General features: G+C 35.9%; 18 protein-coding genes. 6 read left to right on the top strand and 12 right to left on the bottom strand.

Annotated features, from left to right (window positions below):
- Positions 1-956: 956 nt before the first annotated feature.
- Positions 957-1,403 carry an IS200/IS605 family transposase gene (tnpA, locus tag ACWA1F_RS03850; RefSeq protein ID WP_456891730.1) on the bottom strand — a complete coding sequence of 149 codons (447 nt, stop codon included), beginning with the start codon at positions 1,401-1,403 and terminating at the stop codon, positions 957-959.
- Positions 1,404-1,426: 23 nt separating this feature from the next.
- Positions 1,427-2,785, bottom strand: a complete 1,359-nt coding sequence (trhO, locus tag ACWA1F_RS03845) for an oxygen-dependent tRNA uridine(34) hydroxylase TrhO (RefSeq protein ID WP_456891728.1) — start codon at positions 2,783-2,785, stop codon at positions 1,427-1,429.
- Positions 2,786-3,249: 464 nt separating this feature from the next.
- Here trhO and ACWA1F_RS03840 point away from each other — a divergent pair, with 464 nt between their 5' ends.
- Genes ACWA1F_RS03840 through ACWA1F_RS03830 form a run of 3 tightly spaced genes read left to right on the top strand, consistent with a single transcriptional unit; the run spans position 3,250 to position 8,947 of the window.
- Positions 3,250-4,395 (top strand): efflux RND transporter periplasmic adaptor subunit, encoded by a 1,146-nt coding sequence (locus tag ACWA1F_RS03840; protein WP_456891726.1) that lies wholly within the window; start codon positions 3,250-3,252, stop codon positions 4,393-4,395.
- Between the two features lie 18 nt (positions 4,396-4,413).
- Positions 4,414-7,587: an efflux RND transporter permease subunit gene (locus ACWA1F_RS03835; RefSeq protein WP_456891724.1), complete on the top strand. Its 3,174-nt coding sequence runs from the start codon at positions 4,414-4,416 to the stop codon at positions 7,585-7,587.
- Complete coding sequence (locus ACWA1F_RS03830) at positions 7,580-8,947, top strand: efflux transporter outer membrane subunit (protein ID WP_456891722.1); 1,368 nt, start codon at positions 7,580-7,582, stop codon at positions 8,945-8,947. Before ACWA1F_RS03835 ends, ACWA1F_RS03830 begins: the two co-directional genes overlap by 8 nt.
- Before the next feature lie 184 nt (positions 8,948-9,131).
- Here ACWA1F_RS03830 and ACWA1F_RS03825 read toward each other — a convergent pair whose 3' ends face one another.
- The 8 genes from ACWA1F_RS03825 to ACWA1F_RS03790 form a co-directional block, all read right to left on the bottom strand.
- Positions 9,132-9,542 carry a BrxA/BrxB family bacilliredoxin gene (locus ACWA1F_RS03825; RefSeq protein WP_179003802.1) on the bottom strand — a complete coding sequence of 137 codons (411 nt, stop codon included), beginning with the start codon at positions 9,540-9,542 and terminating at the stop codon, positions 9,132-9,134.
- A 131-nt stretch (positions 9,543-9,673) separates the two neighbouring features.
- Positions 9,674-10,114: an ArsR/SmtB family transcription factor gene (locus ACWA1F_RS03820; RefSeq protein ID WP_306153862.1), complete on the bottom strand. Its 441-nt coding sequence runs from the start codon at positions 10,112-10,114 to the stop codon at positions 9,674-9,676.
- A gap of 210 nt (positions 10,115-10,324) precedes the next feature.
- A complete protein-coding gene (locus ACWA1F_RS03815; RefSeq protein WP_456891720.1) occupies positions 10,325-11,122 on the bottom strand; it encodes a tetratricopeptide repeat protein in 798 nt (265 codons plus the stop codon).
- Positions 11,123-11,133: 11 nt separating this feature from the next.
- Complete coding sequence (locus tag ACWA1F_RS03810) at positions 11,134-12,315, bottom strand: lycopene cyclase family protein (protein WP_456891718.1); 1,182 nt, start codon at positions 12,313-12,315, stop codon at positions 11,134-11,136.
- A gap of 18 nt (positions 12,316-12,333) precedes the next feature.
- The gene (locus tag ACWA1F_RS03805) at positions 12,334-12,798 is read right to left on the bottom strand and encodes a thioredoxin family protein (protein WP_456891716.1); all 465 of its coding nucleotides are present in this window, start codon (positions 12,796-12,798) and stop codon (positions 12,334-12,336) included.
- A 230-nt stretch (positions 12,799-13,028) separates the two neighbouring features.
- Positions 13,029-15,278, bottom strand: coding sequence for a TonB-dependent receptor (locus ACWA1F_RS03800; protein ID WP_456891714.1), 2,250 nt, complete (start codon positions 15,276-15,278; stop codon positions 13,029-13,031).
- 181 nt (positions 15,279-15,459) lie between these two features.
- Positions 15,460-16,368: an NAD(P)/FAD-dependent oxidoreductase gene (locus ACWA1F_RS03795; RefSeq protein WP_456891712.1), complete on the bottom strand. Its 909-nt coding sequence runs from the start codon at positions 16,366-16,368 to the stop codon at positions 15,460-15,462.
- A gap of 207 nt (positions 16,369-16,575) precedes the next feature.
- The gene (locus tag ACWA1F_RS03790; protein WP_456891710.1) at positions 16,576-16,929 is read right to left on the bottom strand and encodes a MerC domain-containing protein; all 354 of its coding nucleotides are present in this window, start codon (positions 16,927-16,929) and stop codon (positions 16,576-16,578) included.
- 93 nt (positions 16,930-17,022) lie between these two features.
- Between ACWA1F_RS03790 and ACWA1F_RS03785 the strand changes: the two genes are divergently transcribed.
- The 3 genes from ACWA1F_RS03785 (at position 17,023) to ACWA1F_RS03775 (ending at position 20,176) form a co-directional block, all read left to right on the top strand.
- Positions 17,023-17,415, top strand: coding sequence for a Fur family transcriptional regulator (locus ACWA1F_RS03785; protein ID WP_306153878.1), 393 nt, complete (start codon positions 17,023-17,025; stop codon positions 17,413-17,415).
- Positions 17,416-17,489: 74 nt separating this feature from the next.
- Positions 17,490-19,358 (top strand): Nramp family divalent metal transporter, encoded by a 1,869-nt coding sequence (locus tag ACWA1F_RS03780; RefSeq protein ID WP_456891707.1) that lies wholly within the window; start codon positions 17,490-17,492, stop codon positions 19,356-19,358.
- Between the two features lie 164 nt (positions 19,359-19,522).
- Positions 19,523-20,176, top strand: coding sequence for a metal-dependent transcriptional regulator (locus ACWA1F_RS03775; protein ID WP_306153881.1), 654 nt, complete (start codon positions 19,523-19,525; stop codon positions 20,174-20,176).
- 247 nt (positions 20,177-20,423) lie between these two features.
- Here ACWA1F_RS03775 and ACWA1F_RS03770 read toward each other — a convergent pair whose 3' ends face one another.
- Positions 20,424-20,822 (bottom strand): hypothetical protein, encoded by a 399-nt coding sequence (locus ACWA1F_RS03770; protein ID WP_456891705.1) that lies wholly within the window; start codon positions 20,820-20,822, stop codon positions 20,424-20,426.
- Between the two features lie 185 nt (positions 20,823-21,007).
- On the bottom strand, positions 21,008-21,790 hold the full coding sequence (locus tag ACWA1F_RS03765) for an enoyl-CoA hydratase/isomerase family protein (protein ID WP_456891703.1): 783 nt from the start codon (positions 21,788-21,790) through the stop codon (positions 21,008-21,010).
- Positions 21,791-21,798 lie beyond the last annotated feature (8 nt).

The raw sequence follows: 21,798 nt of genomic DNA, 5'->3' as shown, positions 1-21,798 counted from the left end.
AGCTTGGGCTATGATTTTAGATTCTTTATCTTGATTTTTTAAACCATCATTAAAAAAGCTGCAAAATAATGGGAATATACATTCCAAGACTATGATTAAAATCATAGTCTATGTTTTAAATATTATTTGTAGTATAATTTTAAAACATAAACAAAAGAATTTTTTACACATAGATTTTCGAACATAGCCCACGGTTTCAATCATGGGGAACGTAATGCTTACGCACCGTTGAGGACTTTCTTTGTGTACCCACGGTTGAAACCGTGGGCTATGGTTTTTAGATTCTTTGTCCGCTTTTTTAATCCAACCTAAAATCCATTATGCTCCAAATCTTTGCGAATAGTTTTTCAAACATTGCCCACGGTTTCAATCGTGGGAAACGTATTGCTTGCATACCGTTGAGGATTTTCTTTGAGCACCCACGGTTGAAACCGTGGGCAATGATTCTATATTCTTTGTCTTGATTTTTTAATCCAACCTAAAATCCATTATACTCCAAATCTTTACGCATAGATTTTCAAACATTGCCCACGGTTTCAATCGTGGGAAACGTATTGCTTGCGTACCGTTGAGGATTATCTTTGCGTACCCACCGTGGGCTATGTTTTTAGATTCTTTGTCCGCCTTTTTAATTCAACATAAAATTCATTATGCTCCAAATCTTTACGAATAGTTTTTCAACCATAGCCCACGGTTTCAATCGTGGGGAACGTAATGCTTACGCACCGTTGAGTACCCACGATTGAAACCGTGGGCTATGTTTTTAGATTCTTTGTCCGTTTTTTTTAATTCAATATAAAATTAATTATGCTCCAAATCTTTACGAATAGATTTTCAAATATTGCCCACGGTTTCAATCGTGGGAAACGTATTGCTTGCGAACCGTTGAGGATTTACATTGCGTACCCACGGTTGAAACCATGGACTATGTTTATTTAGATTGTGATATTTTTTGTTTATGGATTGGTTTTATTCTCAAAACCATGCAGTTTTACAAATTCGTCAAATTCCTTTTGCCCATCTATTTTAAGATGGTGCTTTTTTTGATTTTTGATATAATTATAAACAACATCCAGCTGGGATTCGCTTACAGCAAATGCGGCATAACCCGTTTGCCAAGCAAATTTTTCAAGAATCAGATTTTCTCCATTTATAGAATGAGAAGAACCTCCTTTTACTCGACCAATGACATCTGCAATAGTCTTTTTCGGATTTAGTAAAAATAAAACATGCACATGATCTGGCATTCCGTTAATAATTCTAACAGGACAACCAAGGTCAATTAATTCATCTCGAATATAATCATGAACTCTTTTTTCAATCGAAAAATCAATTAATTCTTGGCGGTGTTTTGCAGCCCAAATGGCGTGCACCCATAACTTAGTAAAGGAATGTTGTGACATTGTAAATTAACGTTTAAAAAACGCTAATTTACAATTTTATACAATTTATCTGACAAACGAACACGAAAAGGAACTTCAAAAGTAACCTTATCGTCAATTTTAGCAGTAGTGGTCTCTGCTCCGTTTACAATGAATTTTTCTAAAATCATTTCCTGGTCTCCAGTTGTTGGTCCAGAAATTAAGATTTTATCGCCCACATTAAGTTCGTGGTTTTCTATAGTAAATTGTGCCACTTGCGCTTTCACATAATAATGTTCCGCTTTTCCAAGTAACACTTTTTTGATTTTTATTTTCTGACGGATATCAGCTGGCTTTTGAGCTGTTGCCAAAGCCGTTTCTGGCAATTCACCTGAATGTTTGAATTTCAGATTTTCAGATTTTCCTTTTCGGAACACTTTGTTTCCTACTTGTTTTCCTGTTCTTAAACGAACTTGGTCAACCAAAGGCATGTGGATAATCTCTAAACATTCGGTAGAACAGCAGTTTTCCATTGCCGCTTTACAGTCATCGCATTGAATGAACAATAAATGACAACCATCGTTTTCACAGTTCGTGTGATTATCGCAAGGTTTTCCGCATTGGTGGCATTGCGAAATAATATCATCTGTAATTCTTTCGCCGAGACGATTATCAAATACGAAGTTTTTTCCAATGAATTTACTTTCTAAACCTTCCTCTTTCAACTGTTTAGCGTAGTTAATAATTCCGCCTTCTAACTGGTAAACATTTTTAAAACCTTGATGCTTGAAGTATGCGCTCGCTTTTTCACAACGAATTCCGCCTGTGCAATACATTACAAGGTTTTTATCGTCTTTATGATCTTTCAGCTGTTCGTTAATGATTGGCAAACTTTCTCTAAAAGTCTCAACATCTGGAGTAATAGCTCCTTTAAAATGTCCAACTTCACTTTCGTAGTGATTTCTAAAATCAACCACAATTGTATTTGGATCATCAAGGATTTCGTTGAATTCTTTGGCTTTCAAGTGAACGCCTATATTAGTAACATCAAAAGTGTCGTCGTTTAAACCGTCGGCAACGATTTTGTGGCGAACTTTGATAGTCAATTTTAAAAAGGAATGATCGTCTTGTTCTACAGCAACATTCAATCGTATGCCTTTCATGAAATCATAAGCTTCAAGAGTTTCTCTAAAAGCTTCAAAATTTTCGGCAGGAACACTCATTTGAGCATTTATTCCTTCGCTGGCAACGTAAATTCTACCTAAAGCATCGAGTGCATTCCAGGCTAAGAATAAATCATTACGAAATTTTTGTGGATCTTGAATTTTGGCATACGCATAGAAAGACAACGTAAGTCGTTGTTTACCTGCATCATCGATCATGATGGCTCTTTCTTCTGCGCTTAAAGTGTTATACAGTTGCATGCTATAAACAGTTTTAAGTTAAGAATATATATGTTTTTTAGATTTTGTTTAAAATCTGCGGCAAATTTAGGGTTTATTTTGAGATTAAAAATGATCTTGACCTAATTATCTGTTTTTTTTAACAGGTTTGGAATATCAGATTATAAAATTACTGGCCTTCTAAAATTCTCCAACTCCTTTATCTACAAATGGATTTGATTTAAAACATCAATGATGGAAGAAGCTAAATATATATTCGCATCGAATAAATCATTCTTACAAAAACGCAGTTCATCGTGATTAAATATCATTTCATCCCATTTTATATTACAAGCTGATATTCAGATAAATAAATTTTTAACTGAAATTAACAAAATATAGACAATATATATTCATATAATTAAAAAAACGCTAACTTAGCTATTGCACTTTACTGATTTTTAATTAGTTGTATTCAATAAATTTCACCTAAAAGAATTTTAACAATGAACAAAATCTACTCCTCAGCAATTTTACTAAGCTTTGTATTTTTTTCTTGCAAAAAAGAAACACCGCCTAGTCCCAAACCGTTAGAAATTTCAGTCACCTCGGTTTTACAGCAAGATGTAAAATTAGAATCTGAATATACTGGACAGACTTTTGGTCAATCGGATATACAGATTAACCCACGAGTTGATGGTACCATTGAAAGTATGAATTTCAAAGAAGGGAGTTTTGTTAAAAAAGGCCAGGTACTTTACACCATCGACCCTTTACCGTACAAGGCTAAACTTAATGAAGCGCAAGGAGGTGCGGCAGAATCACAGGCACGATTATCTAAAACTAAATCAGATTTGGACATGATCGCTCCCTTAGCCAAAATGAATGCAGTTAGCCAGCGTGAATTGATTTCGGCGAAAGCGGCTTATAATGCTTCGTTAGCACAAATTAAAGCTTCAGATGCTTCAGTTCAAAACGCAAAAATCGAACTGGGTTATTGTCAAATCATAGCGCCAATTTCAGGATTAATCGGCATATCTAAAGTAAGAGTCGGCGATTATGTAAGACCGGGACCAGCCTCTATTTTAAACACAATTTCGGATCTTGGAGATGTCAGGGTTCGATTCACCATAAGTGAACAGGAATTTTTACGTCTCTTTAGAGAATTCAATAAACCCAACTCTTCCCTAAAAGGTTCTGCTGCAACTGTTACTATAAAGCTATCAGACGGTTCTCTCTATCCACAAACAGGAAAAATAAGTTTTGCAGACCGACAGATCGATCCTTCTACTGGTGCAATTACCTTTGAGGCCGCTTTTCCAAATCCAGATAAATTACTTCGTCCTGGTCAATATGTAAAAGTGGCACTGCTGACAGACGTTCGCAAAGAAGCTCTTGTAATTCCGCAACGCGCCGTCATAGAAGTTCAGGGTATTTATCAAGTTTATGTAGTAGGCAATGATAATAAAGTGCAAATGCAAATTGTAAAACCAGGTCCCGCCGTTAAAAATGGTTACATCATTGAAGAAGGTCTAAAACCTGGCGATAAGATAGCCATAGGAGGTACTTCTTTATTGAAAAACGGAAGTGTCATTACTCCTAAAATCGTTCAATGGCAATTGGGCGATCCTGAAACTGTAACTACAAAGTAATCTAAATCACATACTATTATGGGAGAATTTTTCGTCCGAAGACCGATTGTTGCCATTGTAATTAGTATTATCATTGTGATACTTGGATTACTGGCACTGCAAAAAACACCTATTTCACAATATCCAGATATTAATCCGCCTGTTGTAAAAATTACTACTTCTTTTACAGGAGCAAATGCACTGAATGTTGAGCAAGCAGTTGCCACTCCTATTGAGCAAAAGGTAAATGGTGTTGAAAATATGCTATACATGAAATCTGTCAACACTTCTGATGGCGCTTGTACCATTGAAGTTACTTTCGATGTAGGAACTAATCTGGATAATGCTAACATGCTTACCCAAAACAGACAAAACCAATCTGCTCCGTTTATGCCCTCGAGTGTAAAACAGCAAGGTGTCGTGGTAAAAAAATCTTTATCGTTCCCAATGATGCTATTTACAATTACATCTTCAAATCCGAAATATGATGCTAAGTTTTTAAATAACTATGCGAGCATTAATGTTGTCGACCAGCTGGCCCGTATAAAGGGAGTTGGAGAAGTAACTCTTTTTGGAGGAAGCGACTATGCCATGCGCATCTGGCTAAAAGCGGATATGATGAATAAACTCGGCGTAACTGTTGATGATGTAAAAAATGCGCTGAACGCTCAGAATATGATTAGTCCGGGAGGAAAATTTGGAGCAGAGCCGGCACCACCTAATACTGAATTCACTTACGGAGTAACGCTTCAAGACCGATTAGTCACCGAAAAAGAATTTGGAAATATTGTAGTTCGAAGTAAAGAAGATGGGGCTCAGGTTTTATTGGCCGATATTTCGCGTATTGAATTGGGAACAGAAAATTACAGCTCAACCGCCAGAAGAAACAGCTCACCGAGTGCTGTTATGGCGTTGTATCAAATGCCTGGAAGTAACGCTCTTGATGTAGCCGAAACCGCCAAAGCCACTATGAAACAAATGTCTGAAAAGTTTCCGCAAGACATTGTATACCAAGAATCTTTAGATACAACACTTGCTATTACTGCTGGAGTCGATGATATTGTTCACACCCTTTTCGAAGCCATTTTATTAGTTATTTTAGTGGTTTTTATATTTCTTCAAAACTGGCGCGCTACATTAATTCCTTTAATTACCGTTCCAGTTTCGCTGATAGGCACCATAGCCGTTTTCCCGCTGTTAGGATTTTCAATCAATACCCTTTCTCTTTTAGGATTAGTATTGGCAATTGGAATTGTGGTCGATGATGCCATTGTGGTTGTAGAAGCCGTAATACATCATATCGAACATGGAAAAAATCCGCGAGAAGCAACTATTCAAGCTATGAAAGAAGTTTCTGGACCTGTAATTGCCATTGCTTTAATTCTATGTGCTGTTTTTATTCCTGTTGCCATGACACCCGGAATTACGGGACGTTTTTATCAGCAGTTTGCCATAACCATTGCCGTCTCGGTCGCCTTCTCGGCATTCAGTGCTTTATCTTTAAGTCCCGCGCTCTGTGCCATGCTCTTAAAACCCACAAAACCTCTTGACCAGCAAAAAGGATGGTTGGCCAAATTCTTTTCTGGCTTCAATAGAATTTTTGAAAAAGTGACAGGAAAATATATCGGCGGAGCAACATTCTTTGCAAAAAAAGCTATTCGCATTATTGTTTTACTCGCAGTTATATTAACCGCAGTTGTTCTTTTAGGCAAAAAAATTCCGTTAGGATTTATTCCAGAAGAAGACCAAGGCTATGTATTAGTAAATATCGCTCTGCCTCCTGCATCGTCCTTACAGCGTACCGATGAAATTTCTAGAAAAGTGGACAGTTTCCTTAAAGAAGAAAAATCTATTCTATCCTACACCACAATAAACGGATTTAGTATGCTGACTAACTCCTATCAGCCTAATAATGCTTTTGTCTTCATTTCTTTAAAACCTTGGGAAGAAAGAGCAGAAACGGCTAAGCAGTTTGTAGACCGATTCAATAAAAAACTGGCTACTCAAATTACAACCGCAACCTGCTTTTCATTCGGTCCGCCTGCAATTCAAGGTTTGGGTGCGTCAGCTGGTTTTAGTTTAATGCTGCAAGACCGAGGAGGAAACACACCGCAATATTTAGCCGAACAAACACAGAACTTTATCGCAGCGGCACAGCAGCGCCCAGAAATAAAACGAATTTACACCACTTTTAATGCTGGAACTCCGCAAATTAAATTGGATATCGACAACGATAAAGCAATGAAATTAGGAATTCCAGTCTCTAAAGTCACCGAAGCGCTCGGAGCATTTTTGGGAGGAAGTTATGTAAATGATTTTAACCGATTCGGACGCCAATACAAAGTTTACGTACAAGGAGAAGCTGCGAATCGTGTTAGACCAGAAGATTTAAACTTGATTTATGTAAAAAACAATAACGGAGATATGCTTCCGGTATCTACTTTAGTTACGGCAACCAAAGTGTCAGGACCCGATTTTACGAATCGTTTAAACTTATTTAGATCTGCCGAAATTGGAGGAAGTCCAAACGATGGCTATAGTAGTGCACAAGCTTTAGCAGCATTAGAAGAAGTGGCCAAACAGACCTTGCCTGCAGATATGAGTTACGATTACATCAACCTTTCCTATCAAGAAAAGCATTCGCCTGGCGGATCATCCGTTTTTGTTATGGCATTGGTTTTTGTATTCTTAATCCTAGCCGCACAATACGAAAGCTGGAAATTACCCTTTAGTGTACTTCTTGGAGCACCATTCGCTGTATTTGGAGCTCTTTTAGGACTTTTTCTAGCGCGATTTGGAAGTGATGCTTATGTCAATAACGTTTTTGCGCAAATCGGATTCGTTCTTCTTATCGGGTTAGTGGCTAAAAATGCTATTCTTATTGTTGAATTTGCCAAGGAAGAATATGAGAGAGGAAAACCTCTTTACGAATCGGCGATGTATGCTGCAAAACTTCGTTTCCGTCCGATTTTGATGACTGCTTTTGCTTTCATTCTTGGAGTTGTTCCGCTACTAACCGCTACAGGTGCAGGATCTCAAGCGCGTATTGTAATGGGAATGGCAGTATTTAGCGGTATGTTAATCGCCACAGTATTAGGTGTATTAATTGTACCTGGTCTATTTGTTATGATTGAAAACATCGGGAAGAAAAAAGATGAAACAATCGCAGCATCAGAAAATAATGTAGAACCAAACACTACAGACCATGAGTAAGAAATATAAAATAATCGTTATTATATTGGTTCTTTCCTTATTTCCCGCAGGATGTATGGTTGGACCAAAATACAAAAGACCTGAACAGCTGAAATCAGATTCTTATATAAACGAAAGAAATTTAGACAGTCTCGCTTCGGTAACCAATGTAAAATGGTTTGATTTGTTTAATGATGATGTATTAAAAGATCTTATACGAAAAGGTCTCGAGAATAATTATGATCTTAAAATTGCCGTTTCACGAATTGATCAGCTTCGTGCTGAGTTAGGCTATACAAAAGCAGATTTATTTCCTTCTGTCCAATATGGCGCCACAATCAACAGCAATGAGAAATATATCAGTCCTTCTACGGCGACCGCTAGCATGTCTTGGGAACTTGATTTTTGGGGAAAATTTCGCCATGAAAATAATGCTGTTAAAAATGAACTTCTTGCAACCGAAGAAGCCCGTAAAGTAGTATTATCTGAAATCGTTGCTAATATTGCGACTGCTTATTTTCAGATGCGAAATTTAGATGATCAGCTGGAAATAACCAAACAGACACTCGAAACCAGAGAAAACTACTATAAAATCATAAGCGAGAGATTTGAGAAGGGTTACATTTCTGAAGTTGACAAAGTACAGATTGAACAGCAGGTTGCCATTGCCGAAGCCGCAATTCCTAACATTCAAAGACAAATAACCTATCAAGAAAACACAATTGCATTGCTTACTGGTCAGCTTCCATCTCAAATCCCGAGAGGAAAAAGCAATACTGAATTGCAGATTGTCAGCCAAATTCCTTTATCGATTCCTTCTGCTCTTTTAGAAAACAGACCAGATGTAAAAGCTGCCGAGTTGAGATATGTTGCGGCAAATGAAAGAATTGGAGTTGCTCAAGCCATGCGTTTTCCTTCTATTAATCTAGCAGCCATCGCCGGATTTGCAAGTGCCGATTTAAGCAACCTTTTTAAAGGAAGTTCTTATATTCAAAACGCATCTGGCGGAATCGCAGGACCTATTTTTGCATTCGGAAAAAACAAAAGAAGAGTTGAAATCAACAGACAGCTTGCTGAACAAGATAAATTAAGTTATCAAAAAACATACATCACCGCAGTAGGCGAAGTAGAACAATCCATTCAAAATATTAAAACCTATAAGGAAGAATGGAAAGCACGCAACAGACAAGTTCAAGCTGCTTTAATCAATTTCAAACTATCTCGCGAAAGATATGACAGTGGTTATGTTTCTTACTTAGAAGTTTTAGATGTAGAAACCAACCTTTTCAATGCACAATTAAGTCTAGCGCAATTATCTGAAAGACAACTAAGTTCGATGGTTGAGCTGTATAAAGCACTGGGCGGGGGATGGAGGCTCTAAGCTTCTAAGGTGCTGAGGTACTAAGCTACTGAGCTTAAGAAAAGATGCAAGATCTCTATTTAGAGTTAAAAAAAAGCACCTAAAATTAGGTGCTTTTCAAATCTTTGTAACTATGTCGCTTTGAATCTTTGTCCCTAAAAAACTTAGTACCTTAGTACCTCAGCAACTTAGAAGCTTAAAAAAATTAACAAAACTCGTTAAACGCATCTTGCAAGTTTTCAGCAATTAATTCAGCTGGACGTCCTTCAATGTGGTGACGCTCTAACATGTGAACCAATTCTCCGTTTTTGAACAAAGCCATAGATGGCGATGATGGAGGAAAAGGAAACATGTGCTGTCTTGCAGCATCTACAGCTTCTTTGTCAACACCTGCAAAAACAGTAATTAAGTGATCTGGTTTTTTAGCGCCTTCTAAACTCATTTTTGCTCCCGGACGTGCATTTCTAGCAGCGCACCCGCAAACAGAGTTTACAACAACTAAAGTGGTACCTTCAGCTTTGATAGCATTCTCAACAGCTTCAGCACTATGTAAATCTTGAAAACCAGCAGCTGTTAATTCAGCCTCCATTGGTTTTACCATGTCTAGTGGATACATATTTTATGTTTTTAAATTTTACTTTTGATTTGCAAAGTTACAAAGATTACTCGCAACTAGTTAATTTGAGGTATAAAGTTTTGTTATAGTTTGATAAGAAATTTTATATCGAATGAATTATTTATCAGTAATCAAATTTCAGCCATATCCAAAGTTTCCAGTTTTGATTTTTTATGGGTAAACTGATAATTATACTGCTTCAAATAACTGTTTCTGTTTCTCACCTTATGTTTGGTTGTTAAAACCGTTTCTTTATTTTCTTCAGAAATTTCAATTGTTGAAAGATAATGGGTCAAATATTTCTTAAGTATCTCTATACTATTAATATCAACCGAATAAATTACTTTTTTACCGACGTTTTTTATACTAACCAAATTTGCTTTTTTCAATTCCAATAAATGCTTTGAAATTGTAGATTGTGCCAGCGGAATTAAATCGACAATTTCGCCACACGTTCTTTTATCTCGTTTCCAGAGAAGTGTCATAATCTGGACTCTAGTAGGATGACCAAGAGCTTTGCAGATATCGCCAACTACTTCAGTTTCTTCATCAAATTTTAGAAGCTTGCTCATTCTTATTCATTTACAAATTCATCATCGTTAATCGTCTATCATAATAGACAAATCATGTCTTTTGACAGTGCACAAATCTAAATGTTGCGTAAATCTATAAGTACCCCTAAAAGTCGTTAGAATAAAAAAATAAGGTGTTTTTTTTATTCAGCTTATCAATAATAAACCCCATAACTTGGGCTATCAACTATTTTTGACGATGATAAAATTCTATTTGCCAAATTTCTTTTGATACGGATACGTTTCATAAACCGTATTATCTTCATTTATAGAAAATCCTTTTGCTGCATCTGCTCTTGCAACTTCAACCAAGGCAATAGCTTCTTCTCTAGGTTTTCCTTGTTTAAGCCAGCAAACGGCTTTATAATATTTAGCATCTGAGAATTCTGGATATATTTTTAATGCTTTATCAAAAATAACAATTGCCTCATCCCATTTTTTAAGTTCATACTTTGCGATTCCCTGATAAAAATAAGCCGTCGGATGTTCCAATTGCTGCCTGTTTTTATAAATGTCGCTCACATAATCATCCAAAAGCTTTTCTGCTTTTTCATATTCATTTAACTGAAGATAACAGAGTGCCTTATAAAAATTAAAAGAATGATCCATAACATAGCTATTTCCATACAATTTTATAGCTTCATCAAAATCAGCAATAGCGTCTTTGTAACTATGTGAAAAAATGCATTTCATAAAAGCGCGATAAGAAAGCCATCTTGCTTTGTCATAAAGTACTGCCTTGTCCAAAAATGGCATTCCGACTTCATACTTTTTGCATTTAAAATACGGCATCGCTTTTTGCTGCCATAAGTAAGCAACGGTACTATCCTTCTGCAAACCTTGATCCAGGCAAGCCTGCCATTCGCTCATTTCTATAATGTAATTGTGTTTTTCGGCACAATTAGTCAAAAATTCTTCCACAATGGCATCGTGCGCTTTGTTGGTTGAAACTTGTCCGAACAAAAAGATTGTAAAAAAGAAACTGAATAGTAAAGTAATTTTTTTCAATGGTTACGTTTTTAGTTAGATTTATTTGAAAGAAAAATCACTCTAAATAACGCTTTAATAAATGGAATTTTGGGACACTTTAAAATAACTTTAACATCTTCTAAAAAAGTGGTCTCTTCATCTAAAAACTTAAAAATCAGTTTCGGATTTCCTTTTTTAAATAAGGAAGAGAAAATCGAACTTCCCAATTCGTTATTTCGATGAAGAATATCCAAAAGGAGCAAATCGTAAAACCAAAATCTTGATTTTTTATGAAATGTCGTCATACCGAGCGAGGTCAAAGTATTTTGAATAAACGCCACAAGCTCTGATGATTTTTTATCAGAGTTTTTAAAAGTATAACCCGTACTCGCTTTTGTCCATCCGCCCGCCGTGCCAATATTCAAAACGCGTTTGGTATTCTTTTCCCAAAAAGGATAACAAGTCATAGGTATGCTTCCCTCCTCTTTTTCGAGAATTTCGTATTTTCCAGCACCTAATTTCTTCAGATAGCTTTCAATCTCCTTTTCGTATTCTTCTTTTTGAAGAAGCTTTTCAGAAAACAAAGTATATTCAACCAAAGCTTCTGTTTTAGAAATGGGCAAAACATACATAAATCTTGTATTTCCCCTTTGTTCTACCGAAAAATCCATGAAGGTCACTTGTTCTGGATTGAAAACTTCATTTTCCGTTTTCACAAACCAGCCCACAAAATGCTGCTGCAAAACAGGATATTTGTTTTGCCTTTCGGCGAAAGCCTTAGTGTAAATGCTATTGAAAAGATAAACGCTAGTGTATCGGTTTTCTTCTGTTCCGACGAAAACATGTGTTTCCAGTTCATTAATGTCAGTTACTTTTTCGTTTAAGAAAGTAATATTTTGATGTTTTGAAATTTCATCAAAAACAAAATTGTAGAAATCCAATCCGCGAATTTGATTGTATTGGTAAGGCTTCAACGCCAAATCACGATTAAAATCGGCATTGGCAAAAAGTGCAGAATCCCATTTTTTAGAAATAATAGGATTCCAAATGCTTTCCTCTTTTTCCCAAAAACACCAAGTTCTGTCATTGGTTTTCTTTGCATCTTTATCCAGAAGTAAAATAGATTTATCTGCGAATTTTCCAGACAAAATCATTTTATAAACCGTCATCAGAGATGCGAGTCCAGTTCCTGTAAAAATGTAGTCGAAATGTGGGATTTGCGAAGAATTCATTCTCAAAAATAAGAAAATTTATTCTTTCAATTTTTCCAAAAGAACTTTAAAGTCTTTTTGGCTGAGATAATAATTGTATTGAAAGATAATCTCGTTCTTCTCATTCAAAACACATAAAATCGGATAAGTAATTTGGTTATTGATAGTTCCCAGTTGCAAAGCCAGTTCGTGAACACCAACATTATTTCCTGTTGGCTGAAATTTAAATGTTTGGTTTTGAAAAGTAATCTCTCGCTTTTCTTCTGCATTGAAATCAATAAAGTAAAAATCAGCGTTTAGTTTTTCAATAATTTCTTGATTTTTGAAAGTCGTTGCTTTCATTCGCTGGCAAAACTGGCACCAATCGGTATGGATGAAAATGACGGTTTTTCGTTTTTGAATTTGTTGTAAGCTGTCTACTTCTTCAAAAGTGCTGCTTTTTAATTGGCAGAATCCCGTTGAAGTTATTCCGAAGAAGAGAATAAGTAGAAATAGCTTTTTCATTTGTGTTGTTGTTGTTGTTTTAGCCACGAATTTCACGAATTTCCGCTAATTTTTTTTGCCACAGATTTTCACAGATTAAAAGAATTAAATTGATTTTATTTATTGCCATTTGTTACCCTGAGCGGAGTCGAAGGGCGTTACAATTGGCCGCGGGCTTCGACTCCGCTCAGCCTGACAAATAGCATCAAAAAAATTCGTGAAAATTTGTGCAATTTGTGGCAAACAAAAAATCACCTAAACGTATATCGCAATCCCAAAAAACCTCGAATCGTCTGGTTCTGCCCGTAAACATAAGTCGTATCAAATGTCAAACCGTACGGATTATCTGGTGTAACCAAAACTTTTCCAGCCGAATCATACTGCACATTTTTATCAAAAGGATCATTCGTTCTCGAAATCAAAAACGGATTATTTTGCTTTGGTGTAAAGTTAAGCAGATTCTTAACTCCGCCGTACACTTCAAAATCTTTCCATCCTGAATATGTAATCTGAATATTCTGAATACTGTACCAAGGCGATTTTGGGCTTCTTGGATCAGTTTCGCTCAACAGAGGCAATTTCATCGGACTGTAAACATTTCCGGTATAATCTAAAGACAAATCCCAAGGCTGGATTTTATAAGATATACTCCAAGTTCCTGTGAAATTTTCCGTTAAATAGGGTCTTTCCGAAATTCCGTTTTCCACATTTTTATTGTCTAAAACCGTTGCTCCAACAATAAATTTTAATCCCGACGGAAAATTAAGATCAACATTCGTGCTGATTCCTTGACTTATCGCATAACCATCAATATTGCTGTAGATAATTTCGTTTGGATTAGTCTCATAATCAGAAATGATTTTATTGCTAAATCTCGTGTAGAAAGCCGTAGTTTCAATTCCCATAAAAGTTCCGTTTCCGAAATTGATTTTCTGGATATAATTTAAATTGACGTTTACCGATTTCTCTGGTTTCAAGTCGCTTTCAATAATAACATCTCTAGAACCTGTCAATGCCGCATGATCTTCGGTAAATAAATTCACAACTCTGAATCCAGTTCCAGCATTTAAGCGGAAAATGGTATTTTCATTGGCTTTAAATCGATATGCAAATCTGGGTGTAAAAATCGATCCGTGAATTGAATTGTAATCATATCGCATTCCAAGCAAAACCTGACTTTTTGGAGAAAATGTGATTTCGTCCTGCACAAAAATTCCCGGAAGCCAGGTATTTTCAGCTTCTTTTGTCGCCGGCGTATTATCATCGTAATAGGTATATCGGCTTGCGATTCCGGCCAAAAGATCGTTTGCTCCGATTTTTTTATCCCAAGTCAATTGCAAAAATCCAATTTTCTGATTGGCGATATACGATGTTGTCCCGTAACGGCTGTCTTGATAATGTACATTTCCAGAAAAAGAAAGCATCAGTTTTTCTTCAAACGGCAATTGATAACTTCCTATTAATTCTGCTCTTTTAGTATAAATGCTTTCTCCATAGATTTCATCGCCGCCACGATATTTCTTTTCCCAGCGAACATCTCCACCCCAGCGGTCTTCGTACATTCCGCGCGCTGCAATCGTAAAAAGGCGATTATAATTTCGTTTAAAACTCCACTTATTAAAAACCGAAATTCGTTCAGAAAGCGTGACATCTGTAAAATTATCATGGTCTTTATCGATAACCTGATCGTAATTAAAATAATTTACGCCAACAATTGAAGTTGCTTTCTTGCCTACATTAAACTTTGCGCCTAAATCGAGATTGCTTTCAAAATAAGAAGTCGTGAAATAATCGGCAGAAAATGTCGGCGCATTCGTTGGGTTTTTAGTAATAATATTAATCAAACCGCCAACGGCCTCACTTCCGTAAAGTGACGAAGCTGGGCCTTTTACAATTTCGATTCTTTCCACCAAAGAATTCGGAATTCCAGACAAACCGTAAACTGTCGAAAGACTGCTTACAATTGGCATACCGTCGATCATAACCAAAGTGTACGGGCCTTCTAATCCGTTTATGTGAATATCTCCAGTGTTACAAACCCCGCAATTGAGCTGCGGACGAACGCCATTTATGTTTTGAAGTGCATCGTAAATACTTGGCGTTGGATTTTTCTTGAAAAAGGTTGGTGAATAAACCTCAACAGGAACGGCACTTTCTAATCTTTTTACAGGTTTTAAAGTTCCAGAAACTACGACTTCGTTCAATTCGTTATTGTCTTCCTGCAATTCAAAATCAAGATTCAAATTCTCATTTTCCAATAAAATCCTTTGGGTTACAGGTTTGAATCCAGTCGAGGTTACTTGTATTCTATAAGAGCCTTTTGGAACATTTTGAAATTGATAAACTCCTAAAGAATCGGTTTGAGTTTTAAAGTTGGTATTTAACAAAGAGACTTTAATTTCTTGAAGATTAGGAACTCCTGTTTCTACTTTTCCAGAAATATTTTGAGAGTAAATGTTTTTAGCAGTTAATATTAATATTGTCAAAAATAAATATTTCATTCTTTTAAAATTAAATTTAGACAAATCTAAAAATTAAATTCGACAAATGATTATTCTTGAATCAGTTTTTTAAAACATTTCAATTTCAATCCGTTAAAAATTTTTAAACCATATAAGTCATATAAGTTTATTTTAGAAAAACTTTAAATTTTCTTATATGACTTATATGGTTTAAAAACATCTACAAAAAATCTTCGTCAATAAGCTCTTTGTTGATTACCGCTCCTGCGAAAGAACCCGTAGAAACTGCCAAAGCCACGGAACGCATTTGAGTCGTTGCATCTCCACTGGCATAAATTCCTGGAATGTTTGTCTTTTGCATGAAATCGACTTTTAAATATCCCATCTCATTTATTTCACAACCTAAATCTTTTGGAAGCGGACAATGCTGTTCAAAAGGAACTCTGGCGTAAATTGCTTTTACATCGACTTTTTCTCCATTTTTAAAAACGATATTAGTGACATATCCAGCATTATGTTCAAAAGAAGCTATTTCTTCTTCTAAAATTAAAACACCTTTTTTCTTCAAGATTTCCGTTTGATCTGAAGTCAGTTCCGATTTACCGTTAGTGCATAAACGAAGATCTTTTGTCCAATTCGAAATTAGTTTGGCAAATTCGAAACCCATTTCTCCATTGGCAATAATCGCGGTTTTTTCGTTTTTAACTTCATAACCGTGACAATACGGACAATGTAAAACCGAGATTCCCCAACATTCTGCAAACCCTTTAATTTCTGGAAGCAAGTCTTTAACACCAGTGGCAAACAATACTTTACTAGCTGTAAAAACATCTCCAGTTTCTGTTGTAATTTCAAAACCATTTTCAATTTTCGAAGCTTTCACTGCAAGTCCGTTATAGAATTCAACTGTTTTGTAAAATTCAACTTGAAGTTTGGCTTTCGCCGAAATAACTGCAGGCTTTTCACCATCTTGCGTAATAAAATTATGAGAATGCGGTGTCTGCCTGTTACAAGGCAAACCGCTGTCAATAACAAGAACCTGACGCAAAGCGCGCCCTAAACTCATGGCAGCCGATAATCCGCTGTAGCTTCCGCCAATGATAATCACTTCAAAATTCTTCTTTTCCATATTGCTAATTTTTAAATCTATTGGGCGAAATTATTTTAAACACATAGAGACATAGCTTTTAGGATTTTGAAAAAGGCGTTTCACTTAGAATAATTAGACATAGAACTATGTGTTAAAGCTAGCTTTTTCTATACTCTTAAAACGAAACAATAAAATCTATGTTTCTATGTGTTTAAATCAAGTTTTATTTTCACGCAATGGGTTATTTTAATGATTTTGTTTTCTGTGTAATCTGTAATTAATTAAATGTCCGATGACCATTCCAATTCCTCCGAAATAAATCAGATCCAAATGAATTTCGAAAAAAAGATCCGCCAAAACACTGATCCAAATTAGCGCCATTGAAACAACTAAAATAGACGACACCAAAAGAGCTGATTTTTTTATAATTTTGAGAATTGCAAATAAACCTATCGAAGCAAATAGTAAATCTATAATTGGATTGTGACTCAAACCTAAAGGAAGAATCGTTAAAAGAGGAAAAATCAAACAATGAACCAGACAAATGGTCGCGCTTGAAATTCCTAAAATATCGTAAAAAGGTGTGCTTATTTTCTTCATTCTGTGTACTTTTGCTTTAATGCAATTTTGTTGCAAATATACATATTTTTATCAATTGCAACATTGTTGCGTTTAATTTTTAATGCTGTACAAATGAAAACGACACGTAATACCGCCGCAAAGACCGCTGTTTTAGAAGTGTTTGAAAAATCTAAAACCGCTCTTTCGCACACCGAAATTCACAAACAATTAAATGATTTATGCGATCGCGTTACTATTTATAGAATTCTAGACCGATTAATAAATGAAGATGTTATTCATAAAATTTCGAATCTTGACGGAACGGTAAAGTATGCGAAGTGCAATCATTCACATCAACGTGTGCACATTCACAACCATGCTCATTTTAGCTGCGAAAACTGTCATGAAATTACTTGCTTGGAAAGTGTAAAACCTAGTTACATTATGCCACACAATTACAAAGTAAACGAGATCAACTTTACACTTTCTGGATTGTGCCCAAAATGTTTAAATTCTAACATTTAACATTTAGACTCGTCTAAAAATATTGTTTCGCGAATATAATTTTTCTCTATATTTGTGAAAACAATACTTTTACAATGGGTAAATCTTTAGAAGAGGTACACGAATCTGTCTCTACAGAACATAAAAAAACAGGTTTCAGAAAAATTTTAGCCTTTTTAGGTCCAGCATATTTAGTAAGCGTAGGTTATATGGATCCAGGAAACTGGGCAACCGATATCGCCGGCGGAAGCCAATTTGGCTACACTTTGGTTTGGGTTTTATTAATGAGTAACTTAATGGCTTTGCTTTTGCAGAGTCTAAGTGCCCGCCTCGGAATTGTAACACAGCGTGACCTTGCGCAGGCTTCGAGAGAAACGTACTCTAAATACATTAACTACATTTTATATTTTCTAGCTGAAATTGCGATTGCCGCCTGCGATTTAGCAGAAGTTCTCGGAATGGCGATTGGTATTAATCTTTTATTCGGGATTCCACTTCTGGAAGGGGTTTTGATTACTGTATTGGATACTTTTATCCTTTTGTTTTTGATTAATAAAGGAATTCGAAAAATGGAAGCTTTTATTATTGCTTTGGTGGCAATTATTGGTTTTTCTTTTATTTTCGAAATGATTTTTGCCGAACCAGAAATTCATAAAATCATCGGCGGACTCGTTCCTTCTATTCCAAATTCTGCTGCTTTGTATATTGCGATCGGAATTATTGGAGCAACCGTAATGCCACACAACCTTTACCTGCATTCGTCTTTAGTGCAAACTAGAAAATTTGACAGAACGCCCGCGGGAATCAAACAGGCGTTGAAATATAACTTTATCGATTCGACAATTGCGCTAAATCTTGCCTTTTTTGTTAATGCAGCCATATTGATTCTGGCTGCGGCAACTTTCCACAAAAACGGAATGTTTGAAGTTGCTGAAATTCAAGATGCACATAAATTCTTAGAACCGCTTTTAGGAAACAAATGGGCGCCCATTTTATTTGCCGTCGCGCTTATTGCCGCTGGACAGAGTTCTACCGTAACGGGAACGCTGGCGGGACAGATTGTAATGGAAGGTTATCTGCATTTGAGAATTCAGCCTTGGGTTCGTAGAATTATTACGCGTTTAATTGCGATTGTTCCTGCTTTAATCGTCATTTACATTTACGGAGAAGATGTTACAGGAAAATTACTGATTTTAAGTCAGGTAATCTTGAGTCTCCAATTGGGATTTGCCATAATTCCGCTAATCCATTTTGTGAGCGATAAATCGAAAATGAATGGTTTTCATATTTCTAAAACGACTCAGATTGTTTCGTGGATTATTGCATTGATTATTGTTTCATTGAATGCGAAACTGGTTTATGACGAAATTACTTCTTGGCTAGCCGAATCTAATCATCCAACCATTTTGTGGCTAACAGTCGTTCCATTAGCATTTGGCTTTTTAGGATTACTGCTTTACATTGTATTTAAACCTTTTATTGCAAAAGCAAAGGCAAAAACGATCAATCATTCGCCTCACAATTTGCAGTTGCGTTTTTCTCCTAAACAAAGCCAAAGCATTCAAAACATTGCCATTTCTGTAGATTTTTCAAATGCAGACGAAACTGCTTTAAACAAAGCTTTTGAATTGGGAGGAGCTGAAACCAATTATACTCTAATTCACGTCGTAGAAACAGTCGGAGCCTTAATGTACGGCGTTCATGTACATGATCATGAAACCACAATCGATGAAAAGCTTTTACTTCAGTATAAAGACATGTTAACCGAAAAAGGTTTCAAGATCGAAACAGAACTTGGCTTTGGAAAACCAAACAAAGTAATTCCAGAAATTATAAACGGTGGAGATTTTGACATTCTCGTTATGGGAACCCACGGCCACACTGGACTAAAAGATATTCTTTTTGGCACAACGGTTGACAAATTGAGACATAAAATTTCGATACCTTTGTTGATTGTTAAATGAGAGGTTCAAAGGTGCAGAGTGACAAAGTTGCAAAGCTTTTCTCCGAACTTTATGATTTCTTTATTTTATCTTTATTTATTGTCTAAAAAATAAGCAAAGCTCAAACTGACAAAACATAAAACTTTGTCTCTTTGTCACTTTGCACCTTTGAAACTTAAAAAAGAATGACCTTTTCAGAAGAAAACTACTTAAAATCTATATATCATCTGACTGCTGCTTTGGAGACGGAAGTGAGCACTAATGCTATTGCTGAAATTATGGAAACGAAAGCTTCCTCTGTAACTGATATGCTTAAAAAATTGGCAGAGAAAGATTTAGTGAATTATAAAAAATACCAAGGCGTTTCTTTAACCGAAAACGGAAAGCTTGCCGCGAAAATGATTGTGAGAAAACATCGTTTATGGGAGGTGTTTTTGGTAGAAAAATTAAATTTCAGCTGGGATGAGGTTCATGATATTGCCGAACAATTGGAACACATCAAATCAGAGCAATTGATTAACCGTTTGGATGATTTTCTGGGAAATCCGACTGAAGATCCGCACGGTGACCCGATTCCAGATGCAAACGGACGAATTATAAAAATTGAAAAACAGCTTTTATCTGAATTAGAGGAAAACCAGATCGGCGTTTGTGTGGGTGTTAAAGATACCTCATCGGAATTTCTTAAATACTTAGACAAACAAGGAATCGCTTTAGGATCGAAAATTGAATTTCTTTCTAAAGAATCTTTCGATTTATCGGTTCGAATTAAAGTGAATGGAACCGAATTATCTATTTCGAATAAAATTGCTTCTAATCTGTTTGTAAAGCTGGTTTAGGATTATTTCGCAGATATTCACAGAGAGGTTTCACAAAGATTCACGAAGAATTTTATTCTCTTGTCAGACTGAGCGAAGTCGAAGTCCCGCAAAGTAATTACCTCAATTTTTCAGACGGATTAAAATCCGTCCCCACAAAATGTATCGAGCCTATGGCTCTTTTTATAATTCAAAATAAAGTTTCGTAGAAATGGTCATATTGTAGCAACGGATTTTAATCCGTTGAAAACATAGGAAGGATTCCTATTTAAACAATTCCCTTCTCAATCATTTCTAACATTACTGGCGACGCATTTTTAAATGTTGGTGCTTGCTCGATAATGCTTCCAGCATTTTTTTTATTTACTTTAAAAGTTACGTCATCGTTGGTTGTAAATAAAAGTGCCGTTAGAAAAGGGTTTTTGATGTGCGAACCCAAAATCAACAACGCTTCGTCTAAAGTATGAATGCTTTCTATTTCTTCGGTTTTATAGCGAAAAGTAAGCGAGATCGAATACGTATTGTCTTCGTTTAAAACCAAGCGGAAGTAAACATTTTTTAAGTCGGTATCGCCCATTGTTTTGGCCAAAGTCAATTTAGCGAAAGTTCCGCTTTGGATGCTTTCTTTAACTCGTTCACAAAAAAGGGCAAATATTGGTTCGTACATTTTTTTTAAGGTGCTAAGGTTTTTTATAGCTTCTAAGGTTCTGAGAGGCTGAGATTCTAAGTTTTTCTCTCTTTGTGTTTATTTTACCGCAAAGTTGCACAAAGATTTCGCAAAGTCACACAAAGTTTAATAAAATCTTCTTGGTGTATCTCTGTGGAATCTTTGTGCAACTCTGCGGTATAACTTTATTTTCCTGTAAATTCAGCTTTTCTTTTTTCTAGAAATGCTGTAGTTCCTTCTTTAAAATCGGCAGTTCCGAAGCATTTTCCGAATGATTTTATTTCGACATCAAAACCGTTTTTACCATCAGTAAAATTAGCATTGATTGCTTTTATTGCTTTTCCGATAGCGAAAGGAGCATTTTTAATGATTTTCTGCGCAATTACATTTGTAAAAGACAAAAGTTCAGCTTGTGGCACTACGTGATTTACCAAACCGTATTGTTTCGCTTCTTCGGCAGAAATCATGGCTGCGGTCATGATCATTTCCATTGCACGGCCTTTTCCAACCAATTGAGGCAAACGCTGTGTTCCTCCATAACCTGGAATTAATCCTAAAGTAACTTCTGGAAGTCCCATTTTTGCATTATCAGAAGCAATTCTAAAATGACAAGCCATTGCCAATTCTAATCCGCCGCCAAGAGCAAATCCGTTAACTGCAGCAATAACTGGTTTCTTAAGTCCTTCGATTAAATCGAAAAGAGATTCTTGTCCTTCAGCAGCCAATTGTGCCCCTTCAACAACATTGTAATTTGCAAATTCCGAAATATCCGCTCCTGCAACAAAAGCTTTTTCTCCTGTTCCGGTTATGATAATTACACGAACATTATCGTCACTTTCTAAAAACGAAACAGCTTTACTTAAATCGCTGATCGTTGCTTTGTTCAAAGCATTTAGTTTTGTGGGTCTGTTTATAGTAATCGTTGCGATTCTTTCTTCGATAGAAACTAAAATATTTTCGTAGTTCATGACAGTGG

The organism is Flavobacterium erigeronis (assembly GCF_054075165.1).
The sequence above is the reverse complement of the archived record's forward strand: the minus strand, read 5'-3'. Positions and strand labels throughout refer to the sequence as shown.

Excerpts from the sequence above, each read along its gene's own strand:
- tnpA (WP_456891730.1), bottom strand. The coding sequence starts at position 1,403 with ATGTCACAACATTCCTTTACTAAGTTATGGGTGCACGCCATTTGGGCT.
- trhO (WP_456891728.1), bottom strand. The coding sequence starts at position 2,785 with ATGCAACTGTATAACACTTTAAGCGCAGAAGAAAGAGCCATCATGATC.
- ACWA1F_RS03840 (WP_456891726.1), top strand. The coding sequence starts at position 3,250 with ATGAACAAAATCTACTCCTCAGCAATTTTACTAAGCTTTGTATTTTTT.
- ACWA1F_RS03835 (WP_456891724.1), top strand. The coding sequence starts at position 4,414 with ATGGGAGAATTTTTCGTCCGAAGACCGATTGTTGCCATTGTAATTAGT.
- ACWA1F_RS03830 (WP_456891722.1), top strand. The coding sequence starts at position 7,580 with ATGAGTAAGAAATATAAAATAATCGTTATTATATTGGTTCTTTCCTTA.
- ACWA1F_RS03825 (WP_179003802.1), bottom strand. The coding sequence starts at position 9,542 with ATGTATCCACTAGACATGGTAAAACCAATGGAGGCTGAATTAACAGCT.
- ACWA1F_RS03820 (WP_306153862.1), bottom strand. The coding sequence starts at position 10,114 with ATGAGCAAGCTTCTAAAATTTGATGAAGAAACTGAAGTAGTTGGCGAT.
- ACWA1F_RS03810 (WP_456891718.1), bottom strand. The coding sequence starts at position 12,315 with ATGAATTCTTCGCAAATCCCACATTTCGACTACATTTTTACAGGAACT.
- ACWA1F_RS03805 (WP_456891716.1), bottom strand. The coding sequence starts at position 12,798 with ATGAAAAAGCTATTTCTACTTATTCTCTTCTTCGGAATAACTTCAACG.
- ACWA1F_RS03800 (WP_456891714.1), bottom strand. The coding sequence starts at position 15,278 with ATGAAATATTTATTTTTGACAATATTAATATTAACTGCTAAAAACATT.
- ACWA1F_RS03795 (WP_456891712.1), bottom strand. The coding sequence starts at position 16,368 with ATGGAAAAGAAGAATTTTGAAGTGATTATCATTGGCGGAAGCTACAGC.
- ACWA1F_RS03790 (WP_456891710.1), bottom strand. The coding sequence starts at position 16,929 with ATGAAGAAAATAAGCACACCTTTTTACGATATTTTAGGAATTTCAAGC.
- ACWA1F_RS03785 (WP_306153878.1), top strand. The coding sequence starts at position 17,023 with ATGAAAACGACACGTAATACCGCCGCAAAGACCGCTGTTTTAGAAGTG.
- ACWA1F_RS03780 (WP_456891707.1), top strand. The coding sequence starts at position 17,490 with ATGGGTAAATCTTTAGAAGAGGTACACGAATCTGTCTCTACAGAACAT.
- ACWA1F_RS03775 (WP_306153881.1), top strand. The coding sequence starts at position 19,523 with ATGACCTTTTCAGAAGAAAACTACTTAAAATCTATATATCATCTGACT.
- ACWA1F_RS03770 (WP_456891705.1), bottom strand. The coding sequence starts at position 20,822 with ATGTACGAACCAATATTTGCCCTTTTTTGTGAACGAGTTAAAGAAAGC.
- ACWA1F_RS03765 (WP_456891703.1), bottom strand. The coding sequence starts at position 21,790 with ATGAACTACGAAAATATTTTAGTTTCTATCGAAGAAAGAATCGCAACG.